Below are 19,657 nucleotides of genomic sequence, written 5' to 3'. Positions count from 1 at the left end.
AGTTGAAGGGGAAATCACCTGAACGTAAATCTAGCTTGTTCACTATCCTATACCGAAATAATAAACTTTGTCTGTAGTTTTTTATTAAGTTTTCATAAAGCTGGGAACTTTTTCCTGATTATCAGCAATAGGGCGTAAATGTGACAGTTTTAAACTTAACCCCCCTTAACCAAGCTGTCATGGATTAATCCGGTCTTAGCACCATTGTAGAGACGCGCCATGGCGCGTCTGGGCGGGTTTAGTTACATCTGGGTGCAACCGAAAATATAGTCGTGAAACCCGCCCCTACACAATTCACACATCAGCCTGTTCTCCGTGAAATTACGGAAATGGTAAACTCCCCATTTCAGCCATTTAGCGTAGAACCCCATAACTCTCTGTTTAAAGATTTAATAAAGTTATTAAAAAATGATTGATTTCCCTTAACATTTCCGTTTACCCTACAAATAGGCATCTACTACAAACATCATGCAGGTTGGAAACGAACTCACAGAACAACCCGACTGGATATGCCCAGACATCAGTCCCCACTGGCAACTCAGCCAACAGGCGTCATCCAAACAGTATACTCTGCGATCGCGCCACGATAATCGTCAGTTTCCTCTATCTCCAGCCGAGGTTTACGCCCTCAGTCATTTCACCGGAAATTTCACGGTTACTCAACTTCAAAAGCAATGTCAGAAAAAATATAGTTCAGCAATTTCCCCGAATTTTATCCTAGATTTATTGCAAAAACTGATTACAATTGGCATTCTCAGATCAGATAAATCGATTCCACCTAACCCACCCGTTGCAGCCGACAGAGGGCAAAACATAAACAATAGGAGAGAAATTCCCAATTCAACCCATTCTCAGCCACCGCTAGATAATCAGATAGTAGACACCGACAGCACAGAACACCAGCCAAATTCTCACCCCGCCAATTCCGGCAAACTTCAACTCAAATCCTGCGTTCAATGGATTCCCCACTCCGATGGTTATTGGATATTACGCAATCCCGAAGATGTCACCTTTCTCCAAGTTGATTCTCCCAGTAAAGCCGCCATCAACCAACTAGGAAAACATCCCCCCGCCGATATCGCCAAAAACAATAACCTAACCCTTGAACAACTCCGCTATCTCCTACAACTCCTCACCGCCACCGGGATGTTAGCCGGAACCCAACCCGCCAAACCACCCAAACGAAAATTCACCCCCCTACAACTCCTCTTTTTCAAAGTTCCCCTCTTTAATCCCGACACTTGGTTAACTCGACATATCACTAAACTGCACTGGATTTGGACTCGTTCAATTGGTCTCATCCTGTGCTTTTTTTTAGCCTTTTCTCTATTTATTGGTTTATCCCAACGTCCCGAAATTCTCCTCACCGGACAAAAATTAGTCGCAAATCAGGGCATTTCTCTCCTATTCCCCTTTGCCCTACTCGCCATGTTAGTCGTTACTCTACACGAACTTGGACATGCCTTTACCCTGAAACATTACAACGGCATTGTCCCCGAATTCGGGCTACTATTCATGTTTTTAATGCCAGCCGCTTATACCAATACCACAGATTCCTATTGCCTATCGCGATTTAAACGAATCTTAGTCGTAGGTGCAGGTATTATTTGTCAATTAATTATCGCCGCCACCGCCTTCTGGTTATGGCAATCCTCAGCCAATTGGTTAGCCACCGCCAGCTATCTCCTCATGGTAGCCGCACTCTTTACCATCGCCCTCAACCTGAATCCCCTGGCAAAATTTGACGGCTACTATCTCGCCGTCGCCCTCACCGGAATCAACAATCTCCGCAGTCGTTCCTTCCAATTTTATAGCAACCTCCTACACCGAAACCCCAACCGCGAACCCCGCCACAATCGCCTCATCCTCGCCACATACGCCCCCTTCAGCCTCCTCTATATCCTCTTCGTCTTCGGTAGCATCTTCACCCTAATCACAAATTGGACATTAACCAACATCCCCTTCTGGACAATCACCCTACTCACCCTTTGGGCAATTTACTACTACCTCCCCCAAAAACCAGCCGAGGTACAAGGAAACAAAAAAAACAAACAAACAAACCCCTCTAAACCCCTCTGCGAACCTCTGCGCTTCCCTCTGCGAACCTCTGCGTTTCAAAAAAAGCCCCAACCCCAACCCCTAACCACCATGAACCCCTCCCAACCCTTACAACTCGCCCCCCCAACCCGCAAACCCCACCTCCCCCTAAAGCGAATCGCCATCCTCCTAACCATCGCCACCAGCTTAACCCTAATCAGCCTCATCCCCACCTCCTTTGACGTCGGAGGTTCCGTCGAACTCCAAACCCGTGAAGGCGCTAGAGCCATCGTCCGCACACCCATAGCCGGAGTAATTACAAAAATCTACGTCAAACCTGGAGAAACCGTCCAACCGGGACAAATTCTGGCACAATTATCCAGTTTAGAATTAGACCGAGAAATCGCCACCCTCGAACAACAACTCGTCCAAGCCCACCAAGTCTTAGACACCGCCCAGAAACAACGCATCCGCGCCGAAGCCCAACTCGTAGAAGTCCAAGCCATAGCCGAAGCGATGATGGCAAAAACCCGTCGAGAAAGCTTACGCGCAAAAGCCGTCACTCAAGGACAACTCACCCCCGAAATTCAAGTCTTAAACACCCAACGCCAACGCCTGCAAGAACGCATCCCCGAACTCCAGGAAAAACTACAACGCTATCACCAACTCTACGAACAAGGCGCGATTTCCCGCAACCGCCGCGATGAAGTCGAAAGTGAACTCCACAACGTTGAAAGCAATCTAGTCGCCAAAACCCAAGAAATCGCCGCCGCCAAACAAAACCAAACCGACACCGCCCGTGACTTACAAACCGAAACCGCGTCTCAATTTGCCGCCATTGACGCCTCTGAAATGATTGCCCAGGCGGAATCTCAAATGGTAACTCAACAACAAGCGATCGCGACCCTAAAAAACCGTCTCTCTGAACTAAAAACCCTTAAACAAAATCTTACCCTACGTTCTCCCATCGCCGGGGTTATCCTCACCAATGATTTAGACTTACGGCAAAATCAAGAACTCAAACCCACCGAAGACTTCCTCCTAGAAATCGCTGAACTCAGCAGCCTCACCGCCACGGTAGACATTAAGGAAGAAGACTTAGAATATGTAGAAAACCATAAACCTGTTACCTTCCGTCCCCGCCAAGCTAAACTCAGACCCTACACCGCCACCGTACAACGAATTCTGCCCCAAATTCAGCATGAACCCTCCCAACCCCAACCCATCGCCCAAGTGGAAATTGTTGTGGATAATAGTGATGGTAAACTCTATCCGGGAGCGACAGGATATGCCAAAATCTACTCAGAACAGATTCCCCTGTACCAACGTTTAGGGCGAGAATTGATGCGCTTAGTTCCCTTAGAGCGATTCCTGTGGCGAGAAACGGAAAAGTAGATAGGGGCTGCTGTAGGGAGTTTTATAAGCTGTTTGGCATTTAAACCTTAATGTCAATAATGGCGAAATCCTTGCCGTAGTGCGAGCATCTTGCTCGCTACCCATTCGCATCTTGCTCGCTACCCATTCCCAATTTAAATGTATGACAGCTTACTCTTGTGTAGTATAGCTTCCCGATTAATTCAGCAACCCTTAAATAATACACCTCTCCGTTAACATCGGTGGGTTACGGCTGATTGTTCATTGAATGGTTATCGCTTCGGTTTAAAACCCGCCTAACCCACCCTACGTTTTTGAAATCTAAGCACCATTGTAGAGACGTTGCATGCAACGTCTCTACTCTTGTTTTTTAGACAAAGGGGTTTTTATTTTGACTGTTTTGTTATAACATTATTACAAGCACCTGATAGGCTAAACCCAACACAAGGAGAAGAAGCAAATGAAACCTTTATTCCCTCAATTCGACAAATTTCCGACCGCTGAAACCACTTCCCAGCAAGCGTTAGCGGAATTTGGTATGACCCAATTCCTCGATCGGATCAAGCACTACCGCGACATTGACTTCGATGCGTCGCAAATGCACCTAACCGATGCTGAAGTGAATGCGATCGCGAAACTATTTATCCAGGAGTTGACTCGAAGCATCGACGGAAAACTCATCGCTGGCGCCTTAAACGCCCTGCGTCACGGTGAAGAGATGGAGACTCAACACTTAGTTGGGGCGGGTTTAGTTACATCTGGGGAAAAAAGAAACGATAATAGTGAAACCCGCCCCTACACACAATTCAACACTTTGCCAATTCCTACTCCTCGTTACCAAGAAGGCGATCGCGTTGAGTGGAAAACAAATAAAACAGACTGGGGCGTAATTTTGGGACGCTTTTATGACTACAACCACCATCACAATCAGTGGATGGTTTACTACATCATCCAACTGTCCCCGGATTCTCCCAGTGCAGCATGGGTAAGCACAGATACAGCGTCTGAAGCGGATTTAGAAAAAATGCCGGATACCGTTGAACCAACCGAAGATAATAGCAACCCCTACAGTTATCCCACCCATTCTCCTGGCGCGATCGCATCCCCATCTGTGCATAGCTCAACTGGACGCTATAATCCCCGACGGCGACACAATCTTCGCCCGATCAACCAGCGGGAAAAATACATCATTGACCTTTATTGTTACTGTGAATTAGGGATGACGCCAAGGCAGTTTTATAGCAAATGGGATGTGACTTATGAACAACTGTCTCATATCTGTTCCCGTTCCCTGGGGACAGTGCAGTGTTGGTTCAAACGAGGTAAAGGATACTACCCCCCTCAACCCGTAGATTTACGCCATCTGGCAATCCTGGACTTTTTGTTAGAGCATTTTGAAGAGTTACCCCAATCCCTGATCAAGTTGCTGTGTTCCTCTTAATCAGCTATTCGGCATTTAAACCTTAATGTCAAGAATGGTAAAATCCGGGTTGTAGTGCGAGCATCTTGCTCGCTACAGCATCTTGCTCGCTACAGCATCTTGCTCGCTACAGTTGAGTCTTGACAACTGCTATCAGGGAAAATGTATCATGGCTTCCCCAGCTTCCCCGGCTTCCCCTGCTCCCCCTGCTCCCCCTCACCACAACACTTATTCAGCAGCCCCTAAGTATTAGCGACTCAACGAAGGAAGAAAACTAACTAACTCCGGAAACGCGATAATTAAGACAACAATTAGCGCCTGAAGCAAAATAAATGGAATTACCCCCCAGTAAATCTCTGTCGTCTTCACCTCCGGTGGGGCGACACCCCGTAAGTAAAAGAGGGCAAAGCCAAAGGGTGGTGTGAGAAAGGAGGTTTGCAGATTCGCCCCCAAAATAACCCCATACCAGACAAGATTCACATCCAGAGATTCCGCCACAGGAGTAAATAAAGGAACGATAATAAAGGCAATTTCAAAAAAGTCAATAAAAAAGCCTAAAATAAACACCGTTATCATACTCACTGCCAGAAAGCCAATTTGACCTCCGGGTAAATTGGCGAGAATATCAAACATAAACTGATCGCCATTTAACCCGCGAAAGACTAAACTAAACGCCGTAGAACCCAGTAGGATAAAAATTACCATGCTGGTAATTCGTAGCGTAGCGTCACAGGATTGGCGTAACGATAACCAAGTTAACTTACGATTAGCCGCCGCAAGTATCATCGCACCAACACACCCCACCGCCCCGGCTTCGGTTGGTGTGGCAAAGCCAAAAAAGATACTGCCTAAGACTAAAAGAATTAATAATAACGGTGGGAACATGGCAAACAGAACCCGGCGTCCTAAGGCTTTCCCACCAATGTCGCGAACCTCAGCAGGTAAAGCCGGTGCAGCACTAGGTTTAAGCCATGCCACAATCAGTACATGTACCGCAAAAGCTGTGGTCATTAATAAGCCGGGAATTAGGGAACCAATAAATAAGTCCCCGACCGAAATTCCTAACTGATCCGCTAATACAACTAAAACCACACTCGGCGGAATAATCTGTCCCAATGTCCCCGATGCAGCGATAACCCCCGTTGCTAACCGTTTATCATAGCCGTAGCGCAACATAATCGGTAAAGAAATCAGTCCCATTGCCACCACCGTTGCAGCGACAACCCCAGTAGTGGCGGCTAATAGCGCCCCCACTAATACTACGGCTAAGGCAAGTCCCCCCCGCAGGCGTCCAAACAAAATCCCCATGGTTTCTAACAGGCGTTCAGCAATGCCAGATTTTTCCAGCATGGAACCCAAGAAAATAAAATAAGGGATTGCCAATAGGGTATAATTTCCCATAATCCCAAAAATGCGCTGAGGCATGGCAGTCAGGAAGATGGGGTCAAAGACACCTAAACTCACACCAATAATCGCAAACGCGATCGCAACCCCTCCCAGAGAGAATGCCACAGGATAACCCAGAGACAGAAATACCAACGCCCCGACAAACATCAGAGGACCTAACCATTCATAATCCAGCATCATGATGTTCCTCCTGGGGGGTGAGATAGCCTGTGAAAATTGCCCAGTTTTTAATCCCTTGGGAAATTCCTTGCAGAATCAGGAGGACAAAGCTGACAATAATCATGGATTTGATCGGATAGCGGGGTAATCCCCCCGGATCAGGCGACATTTCCCGAATTGCCCAGGAATTGAGAATGGTTTCCCAGGAGAAATAAATCACCATTAAACAAAAGGGAATTAAGAATAACACGGTGCCGATTAAATCAGCTAGGGCTTTCCATTTCGGGGACCAGCTTTTATGGAACACATCCACCCGCACATGATCATCATGGCGCAGGGCGTAGGCGGCACCCAAGAGGAATACCAGGTCAAATAAATACCATTGACCTTCGATAAAGGCATTGGAACTCAGGTTTTGACCGACAAAATAGCCAATATAGCGTCCGGCAACATTCCAAGTCCCGATCGCGATCATCAGTAATACTAGCCAGTAGGTTAAGCGACCCACCCATTCGTTAAAGGCATCAATGAGTCTAGAAATCTGTAATAATTGCTGCAAGGCTTACGGCTTCTCCTGAAACACCAGATGTGTATTTTACCGCCACTGTTGCCAGGACTGTAGCACTTAACCAGAAACTTTCGCCTTTTTCTGGGGGCATGGGGAAGATGGGGAAGATGGGGGAGATGGGGGAGATAGGGAAGATGGGGAAGATGGGGAAAATTATGTAGGGGCGGGTTTCACTACTATCTTTTCGGTTACATCCAGATGTAACTAAACCCGCCCCTACCTAGCCGTTCAATGATCACAAATGACAAATGACATAAGACTAATGACTAATGACATAAGACTAATGACCAATGACATAAGACTAATGACATAAGACATAAGACCAATGACATAAGACCAATGACATAAGACATAAGACCAATGACAAAAGCTGGTAAAATTAGACGCTGGTTGCCCATAAAGGAACAGTGGTGGGTCAAATTTGACCTACTACGGACATTAGTGCGCCGGGATTTGGAAGCACGGTATAAGGGTTCAGTATTGGGGAATTTGTGGCCCCTCCTCAATCAACTGTCTCAGTTGCTGATTTATACCTACGTGTTTTCCATTGTTCTGAAGGTGAAACTTAGTCTCAAGGGATTACCTGCGGACAACAATATTGCCTTTGGTTTATGGTTGTTTGCTGGTTTATTGCCGTGGATTGCCTTTACTGGCGGGTTGACTCAATCGGCGGGTTCGGTAGTCGGACAAACCAATTTGGTGAAGAAAGTTGTATTTCCCTTGACATTATTACCACTGGTTCCGGTCTTATCAACATTTATTGAAAGTGCCTTGGGGTTAGCCGCCTTGATTGTGTTAGTGGCTATATCTTCAGGAACATTACATGCCACGTTAGCGTTATTGCCTTTAGTGTGGTTAACTCAGTTGTTGTTAACTGCCGGATTAGGATATTTAGCAGCCGGATTAACCGTATTTTTGCGAGATATTCCCCAAACGTTAGGGGTGATTTTAAATCTTTGGTTTTATCTGACGCCAATTGTTTATCCCGCGTCGGTGATTCCCGAACGTTTCCGGGATTGGGTGTTTTGGTTAAATCCTTTGGCGGTGATTGCTCAAGTTTATCGGGACTTGGTATTAGTTGGCTCAGTAGAACATGGGTTAGAATGGGTAGTCGCCTTTGGCATTTCTGGGGTAATGTTTGGCGTAGGGTTTTGGTGTTATCAGAAATTGCGTCCCGCGTTTGCAGATGTATTATAGAGCGTTAAATTCGGCAAGTCGCCCCTACAGTATTTTTGGGTAGGCAATTATTCTTGAGCAATTTGTAAAATTCGTTGGTAAAGATTATTAGTCATCCAAAAACCCGCTTCATTGATTAAAGCATCTAAAAAAGGACGCACGACTGGAATCAATCCTTGGTTTTTTGCCCGAAGTAGCACACCTAAAATACCTTGTACCTGTAAGCCATAACGCCTAGCAACCTGTACTCCCCGACGTTCATCTAACATGATTAAAGTCGCTTGTTGTTCGACAGCAAGTGCAATAGCCGCCGCTTCACCCGGATCGAGTTCCGATTGTAATTGAACGACAAATTCCTGATTGACTACAGTGACAGTTTCTATCCAACTAAGCGTTTGAACTTCTATAGTTCCTGGTACATTAAACCTTGTCAGTTCTGCGTAAACAGCTTGTGGAATCAGAATTGTGCCGTAGAGTTGGTAGAGTAGATCAAGCTGTGCGATCGCGGCTAAATTGGTAATCGGGGAGGTATTACTAACAATAGTCAAAGATAACCCATCTCCCGCATCATTGTTACCTCAGCGTCTAATTCCGGTACATCATAATGTACAGGAATCTGACGACTTGCGAGCAGCTTTTGAAAGTGCAAACGGGGCAAATTTGCCAATCGACTGGCTTGCGCCAATGTCAAGCGTTCCTGCTGAAACAGCAGAATGGCAATTTCTTGTAACATCTCTACATCCGAGAGTTGGGCAATGTTCAGAACTTCATCGGGAATAACAACAGCCATCGGGTAAGCTTTAGATTCATTCAATCCTATTGTAAAGACAAGGGGTTTGGAAACCAAACCCCTACGGTTTGGGTTTCTGTGTCAATTTTGATAGAATCAGCGCGATCGCATTCCTCCTAAACCACGATAAAATCGGTTTGGGGTTTGGCGGGTTTGGGGTTTGGTGGGTTTGGGGTTTGGTGGGTTTGGAAACCAAACCCCTACGGTTTGGGTTGGTGTGTCAATTTTGATAGAATCGGCGCGATCGCATAATTCCTAAACCACGACAAAATCGGCTACACTGACTTGATTGGCTTGTACGCCGATTAACAGGGCTAAGACTTCCCCACTCCCATTCATCTGAATTAAGGTGGTACTCCCCATACCCATCAGATTAAGCTGATTAAAGCTTACTCCCCCGGCTAACCCTAAGATATCTTCCCCAGGGTTAAAGTCAAAGATAGTATCGCTTCCCTCACCGACTCGTAAAATAAACTGATCCGCCCCATTATTTCCATAGACTTTATCCGCGCCAGCGCCGCCATCAAGGGTATCATCGCCGTCTCCGCCAACCAGGATATCCGCGTCACCTTCTCCCAGGAGAAAATCATTTCCGGTATCACCAAATAAGCGATCGCGATCGTCTCCGCCATAGAGGATATCATTATCCTCGTCACCGCGTATGATATCTTCCCCGCTATTACCGAATAGGATATCATTGCCGGGATTGCCGAATAGTTGGTCATTTCCATCGCCGCCTTCTACCGTATCATGTCCGACTCCCCCTTCAATGCGATCGCGTCCAGCTTCTCCCATGAGGATATCATCTCCGGCGTCACCAAAAAGCTGATCATCATCGTCGCCGCCACTGAGGAAGTCATTGGCTGTACCCCCGTGTAATTCATCATCCCCGGCTTCGCCAAATACGAGATCCTCGCCATTTCCCCCGGTGAGGGTGTCGTTATTAGGTGTACCAAATAAGGTTAAGTTGCTAACTGAATTAACGGTAATAGTAACGGTGGCGGTATCTGTATCTTGTCCATCAGTAATCGTGTAATTAAAGGAATCCTCGCCACTAAATCCAGCGGCGGGAGTATAGAGAAGATAGTCGTCTGTTGAATCATTAGGAGTTCCCCGTTGATCACGAGTAATTGTACCCCCGTTGGTGGAGAAGATATCAAAAGTATCGATATATAAGGTATCGCCATCGAGGGTATCACTATCATTACTGAGAATATCAATACTAATTGGAGTATTTTCTGGTGTGGTGGCGTTATCAGCAATAGCGACAGGCGCATCATTAACGGGATTGATGATTAAATTAACCGTTGTTCCTGTGGAATAGTTAGTCCCATCGGAAGCATTCCAGACAAAACTGGTATTACCGTTATAGTTAGCATCGGGGGTAAAGGTGAGGGAATTTAAGTCAGTAATCGAGATATACCCACTCTGTAGGGGCGCAAGGCTTGCGCCCTCACCGCTTGCGCCCTCACCAACAGGATTACCGTTCAGGGTTAATGTGCCGTTTTGGGGTAAGGAAAGCAGTTTAATGGCAGTAAAGTTATCGCCTTCTGGGTCACTATAGGCATTGATAAAGTCAGTATCGGTGAAGGTAATCGCACTATCTTCTTCTCCAATTTTGTTAAAGGCTGTCAGTGTAGGCGCATCATTAATTCCGGTGATAGTAACGGTAACCGTAGCGGTATTCGTGCGTCCGGTGCTATCACTCACCACGTAATTGAATGTGTCAGTCGCTGTTTCTTGTGTGGTTAAATAGTTGAACGCGGTATCGGGATTGTAGGTAATTGTTCCATCTTGGTTAAGGGTGACAATTCCTTGGGTAGAATTGGTTTCGATTCGGTCAATCGTGAGACTGTCGCCATCGGGTTATTGGTCATTGGTGAGGGGATTGAAAATTAGGGGCGTATTTTCATCCGTGGTAATGGTATCGTTTTGGGCGATGGGAGGAAAATTACTGGTATTGAGGATAATTGAGACAGTATCGGAACCAAAATTAGCAACAGCGAGGTCAGGTTTGCTGTCGTTATTAAAATCTCCGATATTCATACCTATAGGATTACTACCTACGTCCAATTGAAGGGTTTCACTAAAATTGCCCAACCCATTTCCTAACAAGATTGAAACAGTATTTGCATCTTGATTTGTTGTGGCTATATCTAACTTCCCATCGGCATTAAAGTCGGCAACAGTAATGTCACGGGGTCCAGTTCCTGCGGCAAAGTGAGTTGCCACCCCAAAACCTCCTGACCCATTTCCTAACAAAATGGAGACATTATTGGAACCAATATTAGCAACAGCTAGGTCGAGTTGGTTATCTGCATTAAAGTCTCCGACAGCCACACTTCCAGGATGAGTGCCTACAGTAAAATTAGTGGCTGGACTAAAGTTACCCGACCCATTCCCCAATAGTACAGAAACGGTGTTAGAACCCCAATTTGACACCACTATGTCGGGGTGGCTATCTGAGTTAAAATCTGCCACGGCAACTTGGCGGGGATTCGTCCCTACCCCAAAGTTTGTAGCACCGCTAAAGCCGCCCAACCCATTGCCTAATAGAACTGAAACGTTTTTAGAACCCCAATTAGCAACGGCTAAGTCTAATTTATTGTCTGAGTTAAAGTCTCCTACGACAACTTGGTGGGGATTCGTCCCTACATTAAAATCACCAGCCGAGCTAAATCCACCAGCGCCATCACCTAGACGCACAGAAACTTTGCCATCTATAGTGCGAGTGACAGCAAAATCCGGTTTTTCATCACCATTAAAGTCTCCAACAGCCACAGAGAAAGGATTATTGGAGATACCAAAGTTATTAGCCGGACTAAAGCTACCATTACCATTACCTAAAAGAACTGAAACATTGTTGGAAGACAGATTTGCTACAGCAATATCCAAGTTCCCATCTAAATTGAAATCCGCTATCCCCATACCTTCACCATAGGGATTATCCCCCACAGCAAAATTTGTGGCATCGCTAAAAAAAACGGGAATATCCGGTTCATCAATTCCGGTGACTGTCACCGTTACAACCGCCGTATCACTTCCACCATTCCCATCACTTAGGCTGTAACTGAATGTATCTGTCGCCGTTTCCCCAGCTACTAAAGACTGAAACGCTGTACCTGGATTATAGGTAACTGTGCCATCTGTATTTAAGGTGACGCTTCCCTGAGTTTGAGTTGTATCTATACTGCTAATACTGAGAGTATCGCTATCATCTACATCGCTATCATTCGTTAATAAATTAAGCGTAATTGCCCCATTTTCACTGGTAGTCGCACTATCATCTACGGCAATCGGTACATCATTAACCCCTGTCAACGTTATCGTGACATTAGCTGTATCTGTACCCCCATTCCCATCACTGATAGTGTACTCAAACGTATCCGTAACCGTTTCGCCAACAGCTAAAGATTGAAAATCAGGATTAGGCGTATAGATAATCGTGCCATCCGCATTCTGGCTAACCGTTCCCCATATATTTTGTAGGGGTTTGGTTCCCAAACCCCCAGTCCCCCAACCTAAATTAGAAATAATCAGGCTATCATTATCGGCATCGCTATCATTACTGAGCAGATTTAATCCAATCGCGGTATCAGCCGCCGTGGTAACGCTATCATTTTGAGCAACAGGCGCATCATTAACCGGATTGACCGTAATATTAACCGTTTCTCCAGCACCATAAGTTGTACCATCAGACGCATTCCAGCCAAAGCTAGTTGTGCCATTAAAATTAGGATTAGGCGTAAAGCTGAGACTATTGACATCCGCAATAGCAACTGTTTGTCCAGCCGTAACCGCTATGCCATTTAGGGTTAAGATACCCGCATCAGGAAGGGATTGAATTTTGATTTGACTAGGATTGTCACTTTCTACGTCACTAAAAGCGTTACTAAAATCAGTTTGACTAAAAGAAATTGCAGTATCTTCGTTACCCAGTTTATTAATAGTGCTGAGAATCGGCGCATCATTCACCCCAGTAAGGGTTACGGTGACAGTAGCGGTATGAGTGCCTTGATTGCCATCCGTAATCGTGTAGGTAAAGGTATCTGTTGCTGTTTCCCCGGCGCCTAAGTCTTGAAACGCTGTATTCGGATTGTATGTTATTGTGCCATTAGCGTTGACGATAACGCTACCTTGAGTAGTATTGGTATCAACGCCAGAAACTATTACGGTATCGTTTTCGATATCGCTGTCGTTATCGAGAACGGCAATAGTCGTAGCTGTATCTTCATCGGTGGTGGCGGTATCGTTGTTAGCGATGGGATTATCATTGATGCCGTTAACCGTTACAGAAACTATTGCGGTAGCGGTATGGTTATTGCCATCGTCCAGGGTATAGGTAAATTGGTCAGTGATACTTTCGCCTACAGCGAGGGATTGAAACGCAGTAGCGGGAGTGTAGGTAACGGTGTTATCTGGATTAATTTGGACGGTGCCTTGAGTATTGGCGGTATCGACAGCGCTAATTATGAGAGTGTCGTTGGTGTCTAAATCACTGTCATTTGCCAATAGATTCAGGGAAATCGGGGTATCTTCAGTTGTGGTGAAGGTATCGTTATTCGCGACAGGCGGGAAATTGGTGGTATTGAGGCGTAAGGAAATGTTATCGGAGTTATAGTTAGCTACAACAAAGTCAGGTTTACCATCTTCGTTGAAATCTCCCACAGCGATGCCATGAGGATTATCTCCCACCCCGAAGTGGGTAGCATTGCTGAAGCTACCAGTACCATTGCCTAGTAGTATTGAAACATTATCAGAGGAGACGTTGGGGACAATTAAGTCTGAATTCCCATCACCATTGAAGTCAGCAGTGCTGTAGGGGCGAGTCGCTGCAAAACCTGTTCGGTGTGAGAATTAACCTATATCGACTCGCCCTTTTCTCAATTCGGTGTCACATCGATACCGGGCGGCGGGCGACCCGATAAAATTAAGGGTTAGGTGATGTTAATTGAATCCGGCGGGTCGCCCCTACAATTGTTTTTATGTACGCGATGCACAATTAAACAATTTCTCAACTGGCACAATAATAGACGAATCCTTGATACGATTTTCCGAGTCTTTCCGTTATCCAATCCCTGTGCAGTTCCAAAAACTGTCCCGTTATCCCTAAATTATCAGCCAAGCGATTCCTATTCTTGAATAAATCGAATTCACCGCTTTTTGATGAAGAAAGGGACTATGGAATCACCATTTAACAACCAAATCCACAGTAACGCTTGGGTATTTCAAGCCTGGGCTTCTTTTATTATTTCTGTCTCGGCTATGAGTATCGGGATTTTATATCTCCCCGTCGATAGTTGGACAAAAGGCTTTATGGGAATGGGATTAGTCTTCTCCGTTGGCTCAACCATTAGCCTCTCCAAAACCACCCGCGATATTCACGAATCAAAACGGATTATCTCCAGAGTAGATGAAGCAAGAATCGAAAAATTGCTCAACGAAAATCATCCGCTTCAATAAGGGGGAGATGTAGATTATTTCCAGTTCCAAATTAACCCATACCGTAGGGGCGCAAGGCTTGCGCCCTGTAGGGGTTGTGCGATTACACACAGATTATTTTTATAGTAGTAGACACATTGATTAGAACAAACTATTGTAGAGACGTTCCGGCGGAACGTCTCTCTACTAAATGATGTGTCCTAACCGCTATGGCGGTTGCTATATAGAAATCCTAAATAGGTTGCGGTACAATCAAAAAATAGAAAAAAGATTTGAAACTCTTTCCCATTCTCCATTCCCGAAAATCATCAGATTTTTGGACACGACTCAAATAGAATTGCTATATATACACTGGGCTAAGCTGTTCGGTATTTAAACCTTAATATCAATAACGGCGAAAGGATGGTAGTGCGTTAAGCGAAGCCATGCCGCAGGCTTTGCATCTTGCTCACTACTAATACCCAATTTAAATGCATGACAGCTTAAAGGTACGCTGAGATTATCGGCGCACAGCGCAAGCCGTCCATGGGCGCACGCCGTGCGCCCCTACGAACATAACAAAAAACCTCAATGGAAATAACCATCGAGGATTTATATCCCAAAGACTGTAATAAACACCCTATTGTTTTGGGTTTGACTTTGACTTATACTGTTTAAGCGCTTTTTTGCGACGCATTTTAGTAGCCACGACAGCCGACTCAATCGGAAACCCAGCCACGGGAATAACCTGAAACTGTCGCTCGTCTTCTAACTGCTTAAGTTCGGTGTAATCTACCCAGTGAATACAATTGACTGGACAGGTGTCAATTGCTTCTTGAATCAACTCTTCTGAGTCCCCATCTTGGCGAAAAACACGCGCCCGCCCATGATCAGGTTCAATATAAAACGTATTATGAGCGGTATGGGCGCAATGCTTACAGCCAATACAAGTGATTTCATCGACATAAACACCTTTCTGCCGCAGCTCACCACCGAGTTCAGGCTCTAACCCTGAACGCTCTGGTGCATCTCGGAAGACGCCGCCAAGTTCGGGTTCTAACCCTGAACGCTCTGGTGTTGGGGAGAAATCAGACATTACGCACTCCAGCGTTGGACAACTAAACGGATAGAACCGTCTTGATTATTTTCTTGTTGGGCGACTTGAAACCCTTGCTTGGCAGTTTCACTCATCACGGTATGAAAGGCATACCCCTGGGTGATTCGGTTGAGGAAACCCTCGACAGATAACGGCTGTTGCCAGTATTGGAGGTCGGCAACCAGCTCGTATTCTTTGCCATTCCAGGCAAAACCGACATCGTAGTTATTCTCTTGTTCGATGACAACTTCGGCGGTTCTGGTTTGACCCTGATACCCACGCACTTGACTAGGACCGGCTTTCCAATCGACGCCAAGGTCTGTTAACGCTGATTGTAAAGAGGTCAGGTTGCGGATTTGAGTTTTTATGTTGCTGAAATGTGACATTTTGGTTAAAGAAAGCGAATTGAACAAAAAAACTTACCAAGCGCTGTAGGTCGCTTGAGCGGTTGCCGTTGCCGACTGCTGAGTCGGTTGGGTAAAGTATTCCGATGTTTGCTCCATTGAGACGACTTGCCCCAACTGAGCTTCAATGGCAGCAGTCACTTCTGCACAAGAGGCGCCAACGATACCCGTGACTTTCTCTTGCACTCGACCATCTGGATAAATGACAAATTCTAAGGTTTCCATCAGTTTGTTAACGGTTGGGTCAGTCCTCCGGTTCTGGGCTGTAACACCAATTAAGCGACAGCCTCTGAGTGTACACAACCAGCTATCTCGCCAGTTGAGCAGTCTATCGTTATTATTCGCATCATAGCGAATTAAACCGTAACAGAAATTAATACTTGATTAGTATCATACACTAACCTTCTGTTAAGTTTCGCGTATCTTGCCTTCCCAGTCAAGCGCCAGGAGCGTTGGGGAAGTTATCAGTTACCAGTTACCAGTTACCAGTTGCCAGTTATCAGTTACCAGTTATCAGGAGATGGGGAAGATGGGAGTTGTAGGGGTTTGGTCTCCAAACCCTATTTCATAGATGGGGAAGATGGGGGAGATAATGGAAGGTTGTTGAGTGAGATGCAACTGATGAATTTGATGGACCATACCATAAACAAACCCATTCGAGTCGGGATTTTAGGCTTTGGCGGATTAGGACAAGCGGCGGCTAGAGTGCTGGCTGGTAAACAGGAAATGATTTGGGTTGCTGCTGCTGATAAACAAGGCTGGGCATATAATGGGACTGGATTAGATTGCGATCGCGCGATCGCAATGTATCATAATCAAGGGTCACTGGGGTATCTCGAACCCTCCGGCACTCTCAGCCACAACACGATTGCCGACTTAATCGAAAACGCAGCAGTAGATGGCTATTTCCTCGCCCTACCCAATTTGCCGAATACGTTTATGGCATCGGTTGCCCGTCAGTTTATCCAATCGGGGTGGCGTGGAGTACTGGTAGACGCCCTGAAGCGCACCAGTGCGGTAGAACAGTTACTCGCCATGAAAGACGAACTCCAAGAGGCGGGAATCACCTACATGGCGGGATGTGGTGCTACACCAGGACTGTTAACGGCTGCGGCTGCGATCGCGGCTCAAAGCTATGCTGAAATACACAGCGTTAAAATTACCTTTGGTGTCGGTATTGCCAATTGGGAAGCTTATCGCGCCACGATTCGAGAAGATATTGCCCACCTTCCGGGCTACGATGTGGAACAGGCACAACAAATGAGCGATGCCGATGTGGAAGCGCTTCTGGATCAAACCAACGGCATCCTCACCTTAGAGAATATGGAACATGCCGATGATATCATGTTGGAATTAGCTGGGATATGTTCGCGCGATCGCGTCACTGTCGGCGGCATTGTTGATACCCGCAATCCCAAAAAACCCTTAAGCACAAATGTTCAAATAACCGGACGCACCTTTGAGGGGAAAACCTCAACCCATACCTTTACCCTTGGTGATGAAACCAGTATGGCGGCTAATGTCTGTGGTCCAGCCTTTGGCTACCTGAAGACCGGGATATCACTACATCAACGAGGTATTTACGGGCTATTGACGGCGGCTGAAGTGATGCCGCATTTTGTTCGATAGTCTATGGCGATTGGGGATTGGGGAAGACCGAATGTAGAGACGTAGCATGCTACGTCTCTACATCCCTAAGCAGGTGGACGTTCAGTAGAGAAGCTTTCTGATTTTTCCTCTTCCGTCACATAATCTGGACTTTGCATGACAAACGGTAAACAAGCACCCGATAACCCCTGTTGAATCCGTTGGGGTGTTTCCGGGAAGATTACAAATAAGGGATAAATCCGGTCAACGCCTTCACTGAGAACATGTTGATGGCGAGGAGGCATCAACCACTCATAATCTTTATCAAGCAACACTTGCGTCTGACGCCAGCGACTCAATAAATCTGAAAAATCTTCATGAGGGCGATGAATGAAAATGATAATTTCCACCCCCATTTTTATTTTCCATTCCGGGTCACACATCAACATGGCAACATCACAAGGTAAGCCAACCGTTCCATTCAAGCTGTTTAGATTAGAATGTCCTGTTGATGATTGGAGATGGCGTAGGCGCACAATCGGTAGAGGAATCGTGATCACACTTTCTGAGGGGCGGCGCATACTCGGAATCATTTCCAAGTAAGGTCGATATTGCTTCAGAAGCGCCAACGCCCCCTCATGGTGGCTATATTCGGCTAAACTTGTTTCGTAATTAGAGGATTTAACTGGCATTTTTAAATAAGTGGCGATTTACTAACGTCTTATGGACTAGTTTAAATACTATTCATGAACCGTAGTGGAGAATCAGTAGAGGTTGCTCAGGTTGTTAGTACCGTTCCCTGGGAATTCACGCATTCAAAATGCTTTCCTTATCGGCGTTTCAGTAATGCGTGAAGGATAAGTTTTTTCCCTCATGCTGTACGATTAGCTGAATCAACACGGCAAATCCTCTACCATCAAACGGTTGTAGGCATGGACGCCCCATATCCGGGAAATGCTGACCAATTTAACCCAAGGTTTCAAACACTTTAAACATGGGCAGATACATAGAGACCAGAATTGTACCAACCATTCCCCCGATGACAATAATCATCACAGGCTCTAAAATACTGGTCAAAGCTTTTACCGTTTGCTCAACTTCATCTTCATAGAAATCGGCAACCTTCATCAGCATCGAATCCAATTCCCCAGTTTCTTCACCAACACTAATCATCTGAATAGCTAGACCGGGGAAAACTTGCTCATTTTGCATGGCAACACTGATCAAACCCCCTTGCTGAATTTCCTGCTTGGTAGCTTCCACCGCGTTAGCAATCACTTGGTTTCCTGAGGTATCCCGAACAATATCTAACGCATTAAGAATGGGAACTCCCGAACGAGTTAACGTACCGAAGACGCGGCAAAACCGGGCGACTGATGATTTTTCATTCAGTTCACCAAACAGAGGTACTTTCAATAGGAGTGCATCGATTTGCAGGCGACCGGGTGGGGTTTTGTAGTACTGCTTGATGGCAAATGTGGTAACGATGATCACCCCAACTGGAATCAGAGCGTACCAGCTTCTGAGAACACCACTCAACCAGAGCATAAAGGCAGTCAGGGCTGGTAATGTTCCGCCGATTTCTTCAAAAATCCCGGCAAAGATAGGGATGAGAAAAATGGTCATTCCCAAAAACACCAGTACAGCAAAGCCACCAACCACCAGAGGATAAGTCATTGCCGACTTAATCTGGTTTTGCAGCCGCGCCATATCTTCGAGCAGCTTGGCTAATCGGTTGAGAACTTCATCTAGGACACCCCCAACCTCCCCTGCTTGCACCATACTGACATAGAGTTGGTCGAAACAGGCGGGATGTTCACGCATGGCATCTGAGAGACTGGTTCCCTGCTGAACTTCACTACTGATTACTGTCAGTGATTTTTTCAGCTTAGGATTGTCACATTGTTCCGATAAGATACCCAGACAACGCACGATGGCGACTCCAGCATTAACCATTACCGCAAATTGCCGGGAAAAAACGGCTCGGTCTTTGACACTGACGCTCGTCATTTTTTCCTGGAGTGCGTCTAAATTTAGGTCTTCCAGGCTAAACGCTTTCTGAATACTGCCAACACTAGGATATTGATTTTGAAAGTGGGCACGGGCTTGATCCGTAGAAAGAGCTTTAACTTTCTCTTTTTTGGCATTTCCTTTGGAATCCCGAACCTCAGCAATGAAGGTAGGCATAGCTTGCGTCTGAATGAAAAAAGGGTTGAAG

The 19,657-nt window shown here is 45.9% G+C and carries 16 protein-coding genes and 2 pseudogenes; 5 read left to right on the top strand and 13 right to left on the bottom strand.

Annotation, left to right across the window (positions count from 1 at the left end; all coding sequences use genetic code 11):
- The first annotated feature begins 468 nt into the window (after window positions 1-468).
- Together RIB93_RS32945 and RIB93_RS32940 are read left to right on the top strand one after the other, a co-directional pair.
- Window positions 469-3,432, top strand: coding sequence for an efflux RND transporter periplasmic adaptor subunit (locus RIB93_RS32945; protein WP_446379599.1), 2,964 nt, complete (start codon window positions 469-471; stop codon window positions 3,430-3,432).
- A 439-nt stretch (window positions 3,433-3,871) separates the two neighbouring features.
- On the top strand, window positions 3,872-4,852 hold the full coding sequence (locus tag RIB93_RS32940; RefSeq protein ID WP_446379597.1) for a hypothetical protein: 981 nt from the start codon (window positions 3,872-3,874) through the stop codon (window positions 4,850-4,852).
- Window positions 4,853-5,080: 228 nt separating this feature from the next.
- Here RIB93_RS32940 and RIB93_RS32935 read toward each other — a convergent pair whose 3' ends face one another.
- Both RIB93_RS32935 and RIB93_RS32930 read right to left on the bottom strand, forming a co-directional pair.
- Window positions 5,081-6,418 carry a TRAP transporter large permease gene (locus RIB93_RS32935; protein WP_446379595.1) on the bottom strand — a complete coding sequence of 446 codons (1,338 nt, stop codon included), beginning with the start codon at window positions 6,416-6,418 and terminating at the stop codon, window positions 5,081-5,083.
- Complete coding sequence (locus RIB93_RS32930; protein WP_446379593.1) at window positions 6,402-6,956, bottom strand: TRAP transporter small permease subunit; 555 nt, start codon at window positions 6,954-6,956, stop codon at window positions 6,402-6,404. Before RIB93_RS32930 ends, RIB93_RS32935 begins: the two co-directional genes overlap by 17 nt.
- A 369-nt stretch (window positions 6,957-7,325) precedes the next feature.
- Here RIB93_RS32930 and RIB93_RS32925 point away from each other — a divergent pair, with 369 nt between their 5' ends.
- Window positions 7,326-8,162, top strand: coding sequence for an ABC transporter permease (locus RIB93_RS32925; protein WP_446379591.1), 837 nt, complete (start codon window positions 7,326-7,328; stop codon window positions 8,160-8,162).
- A gap of 47 nt (window positions 8,163-8,209) precedes the next feature.
- Here the strand turns inward: RIB93_RS32925 and RIB93_RS32920 are convergent, their stop codons facing one another.
- From RIB93_RS32920 to RIB93_RS32895, 6 genes and pseudogenes are all read right to left on the bottom strand, one after another.
- A complete protein-coding gene (locus RIB93_RS32920; protein ID WP_446379589.1) occupies window positions 8,210-8,689 on the bottom strand; it encodes a DUF3368 domain-containing protein in 480 nt (159 codons plus the stop codon).
- Complete coding sequence (locus tag RIB93_RS32915) at window positions 8,686-8,931, bottom strand: UPF0175 family protein (protein ID WP_446353598.1); 246 nt, start codon at window positions 8,929-8,931, stop codon at window positions 8,686-8,688. Before RIB93_RS32915 ends, RIB93_RS32920 begins: the two co-directional genes overlap by 4 nt.
- A 255-nt stretch (window positions 8,932-9,186) precedes the next feature.
- The gene (locus RIB93_RS32910) at window positions 9,187-9,921 is read right to left on the bottom strand and encodes a calcium-binding protein (protein WP_446379641.1); all 735 of its coding nucleotides are present in this window, start codon (window positions 9,919-9,921) and stop codon (window positions 9,187-9,189) included.
- Window positions 9,910-10,785 (bottom strand): annotated as a pseudogene (locus RIB93_RS32905) (tandem-95 repeat protein); the annotation flags it as partial. The pseudogene RIB93_RS32905 and the gene RIB93_RS32910, both read right to left, overlap by 12 nt.
- A gap of 12 nt (window positions 10,786-10,797) precedes the next feature.
- Window positions 10,798-13,536, bottom strand: a complete 2,739-nt coding sequence (locus tag RIB93_RS32900) for an Ig-like domain-containing protein (protein ID WP_446379639.1) — start codon at window positions 13,534-13,536, stop codon at window positions 10,798-10,800.
- A gap of 9 nt (window positions 13,537-13,545) precedes the next feature.
- Window positions 13,546-13,728, bottom strand: a pseudogene (locus RIB93_RS32895) (FG-GAP repeat domain-containing protein); the annotation flags it as partial.
- A gap of 384 nt (window positions 13,729-14,112) precedes the next feature.
- Between RIB93_RS32895 and RIB93_RS32890 the strand changes: the two are divergent.
- A complete protein-coding gene (locus RIB93_RS32890) occupies window positions 14,113-14,394 on the top strand; it encodes a YiaA/YiaB family inner membrane protein (RefSeq protein WP_006102895.1) in 282 nt (93 codons plus the stop codon).
- A 598-nt stretch (window positions 14,395-14,992) separates the two neighbouring features.
- On the opposite strand, the gene RIB93_RS32885 is transcribed toward RIB93_RS32890, so the two are convergent.
- Genes RIB93_RS32885 through RIB93_RS32875 form a run of 3 tightly spaced genes read right to left on the bottom strand, consistent with a single transcriptional unit; the run spans window position 14,993 to window position 16,077 of the window.
- Window positions 14,993-15,448 carry a ferredoxin gene (locus tag RIB93_RS32885; protein WP_446379587.1) on the bottom strand — a complete coding sequence of 152 codons (456 nt, stop codon included), beginning with the start codon at window positions 15,446-15,448 and terminating at the stop codon, window positions 14,993-14,995.
- The gene (locus tag RIB93_RS32880; RefSeq protein WP_446379585.1) at window positions 15,448-15,834 is read right to left on the bottom strand and encodes a DUF1257 domain-containing protein; all 387 of its coding nucleotides are present in this window, start codon (window positions 15,832-15,834) and stop codon (window positions 15,448-15,450) included. The genes RIB93_RS32885 and RIB93_RS32880 overlap by 1 nt, the downstream gene beginning before the upstream one ends.
- Window positions 15,835-15,867: 33 nt before the next feature.
- Window positions 15,868-16,077 (bottom strand): DUF2997 domain-containing protein, encoded by a 210-nt coding sequence (locus tag RIB93_RS32875; RefSeq protein WP_446368251.1) that lies wholly within the window; start codon window positions 16,075-16,077, stop codon window positions 15,868-15,870.
- 387 nt (window positions 16,078-16,464) lie between these two features.
- On the opposite strand from RIB93_RS32875, the gene bioU reads away from it, so the two are divergent.
- A complete protein-coding gene (bioU, locus tag RIB93_RS32870) occupies window positions 16,465-17,481 on the top strand; it encodes a (S)-8-amino-7-oxononanoate synthase BioU (RefSeq protein ID WP_446379637.1) in 1,017 nt (338 codons plus the stop codon).
- 65 nt (window positions 17,482-17,546) lie between these two features.
- Here bioU and RIB93_RS32865 read toward each other — a convergent pair whose 3' ends face one another.
- Window positions 17,547-18,131 (bottom strand): hypothetical protein, encoded by a 585-nt coding sequence (locus RIB93_RS32865; RefSeq protein WP_446379583.1) that lies wholly within the window; start codon window positions 18,129-18,131, stop codon window positions 17,547-17,549.
- 274 nt (window positions 18,132-18,405) lie between these two features.
- Window positions 18,406-19,626 (bottom strand): type II secretion system F family protein, encoded by a 1,221-nt coding sequence (locus tag RIB93_RS32860; protein WP_446379581.1) that lies wholly within the window; start codon window positions 19,624-19,626, stop codon window positions 18,406-18,408.
- Between the last annotated feature and the right edge of the window lie 31 nt (window positions 19,627-19,657).

Origin of the sequence: Coleofasciculus sp. D1-CHI-01, from assembly GCF_040218875.1 — a bacterium.
In the GTDB taxonomy this organism is placed as follows: domain Bacteria; phylum Cyanobacteriota; class Cyanobacteriia; order Cyanobacteriales; family Coleofasciculaceae; genus Coleofasciculus.
This window is presented reverse-complemented; position numbering and strand designations above follow the sequence as displayed.

Coding starts and splice junctions, on each gene's coding strand:
- RIB93_RS32945 (WP_446379599.1), top strand. CDS start 469: ATGCAGGTTGGAAACGAACTCACAGAACAACCCGACTGGATATGCCCA.
- RIB93_RS32940 (WP_446379597.1), top strand. CDS start 3,872: ATGAAACCTTTATTCCCTCAATTCGACAAATTTCCGACCGCTGAAACC.
- RIB93_RS32935 (WP_446379595.1), bottom strand. CDS start 6,418: ATGATGCTGGATTATGAATGGTTAGGTCCTCTGATGTTTGTCGGGGCG.
- RIB93_RS32925 (WP_446379591.1), top strand. CDS start 7,326: ATGACAAAAGCTGGTAAAATTAGACGCTGGTTGCCCATAAAGGAACAG.
- RIB93_RS32915 (WP_446353598.1), bottom strand. CDS start 8,931: ATGGCTGTTGTTATTCCCGATGAAGTTCTGAACATTGCCCAACTCTCG.
- RIB93_RS32890 (WP_006102895.1), top strand. CDS start 14,113: ATGGAATCACCATTTAACAACCAAATCCACAGTAACGCTTGGGTATTT.
- RIB93_RS32885 (WP_446379587.1), bottom strand. CDS start 15,448: ATGTCTGATTTCTCCCCAACACCAGAGCGTTCAGGGTTAGAACCCGAA.
- RIB93_RS32880 (WP_446379585.1), bottom strand. CDS start 15,834: ATGTCACATTTCAGCAACATAAAAACTCAAATCCGCAACCTGACCTCT.
- RIB93_RS32875 (WP_446368251.1), bottom strand. CDS start 16,077: ATGGAAACCTTAGAATTTGTCATTTATCCAGATGGTCGAGTGCAAGAG.
- bioU (WP_446379637.1), top strand. CDS start 16,465: ATGCAACTGATGAATTTGATGGACCATACCATAAACAAACCCATTCGA.
- RIB93_RS32865 (WP_446379583.1), bottom strand. CDS start 18,131: ATGCCAGTTAAATCCTCTAATTACGAAACAAGTTTAGCCGAATATAGC.
- RIB93_RS32860 (WP_446379581.1), bottom strand. CDS start 19,626: ATGCCTACCTTCATTGCTGAGGTTCGGGATTCCAAAGGAAATGCCAAA.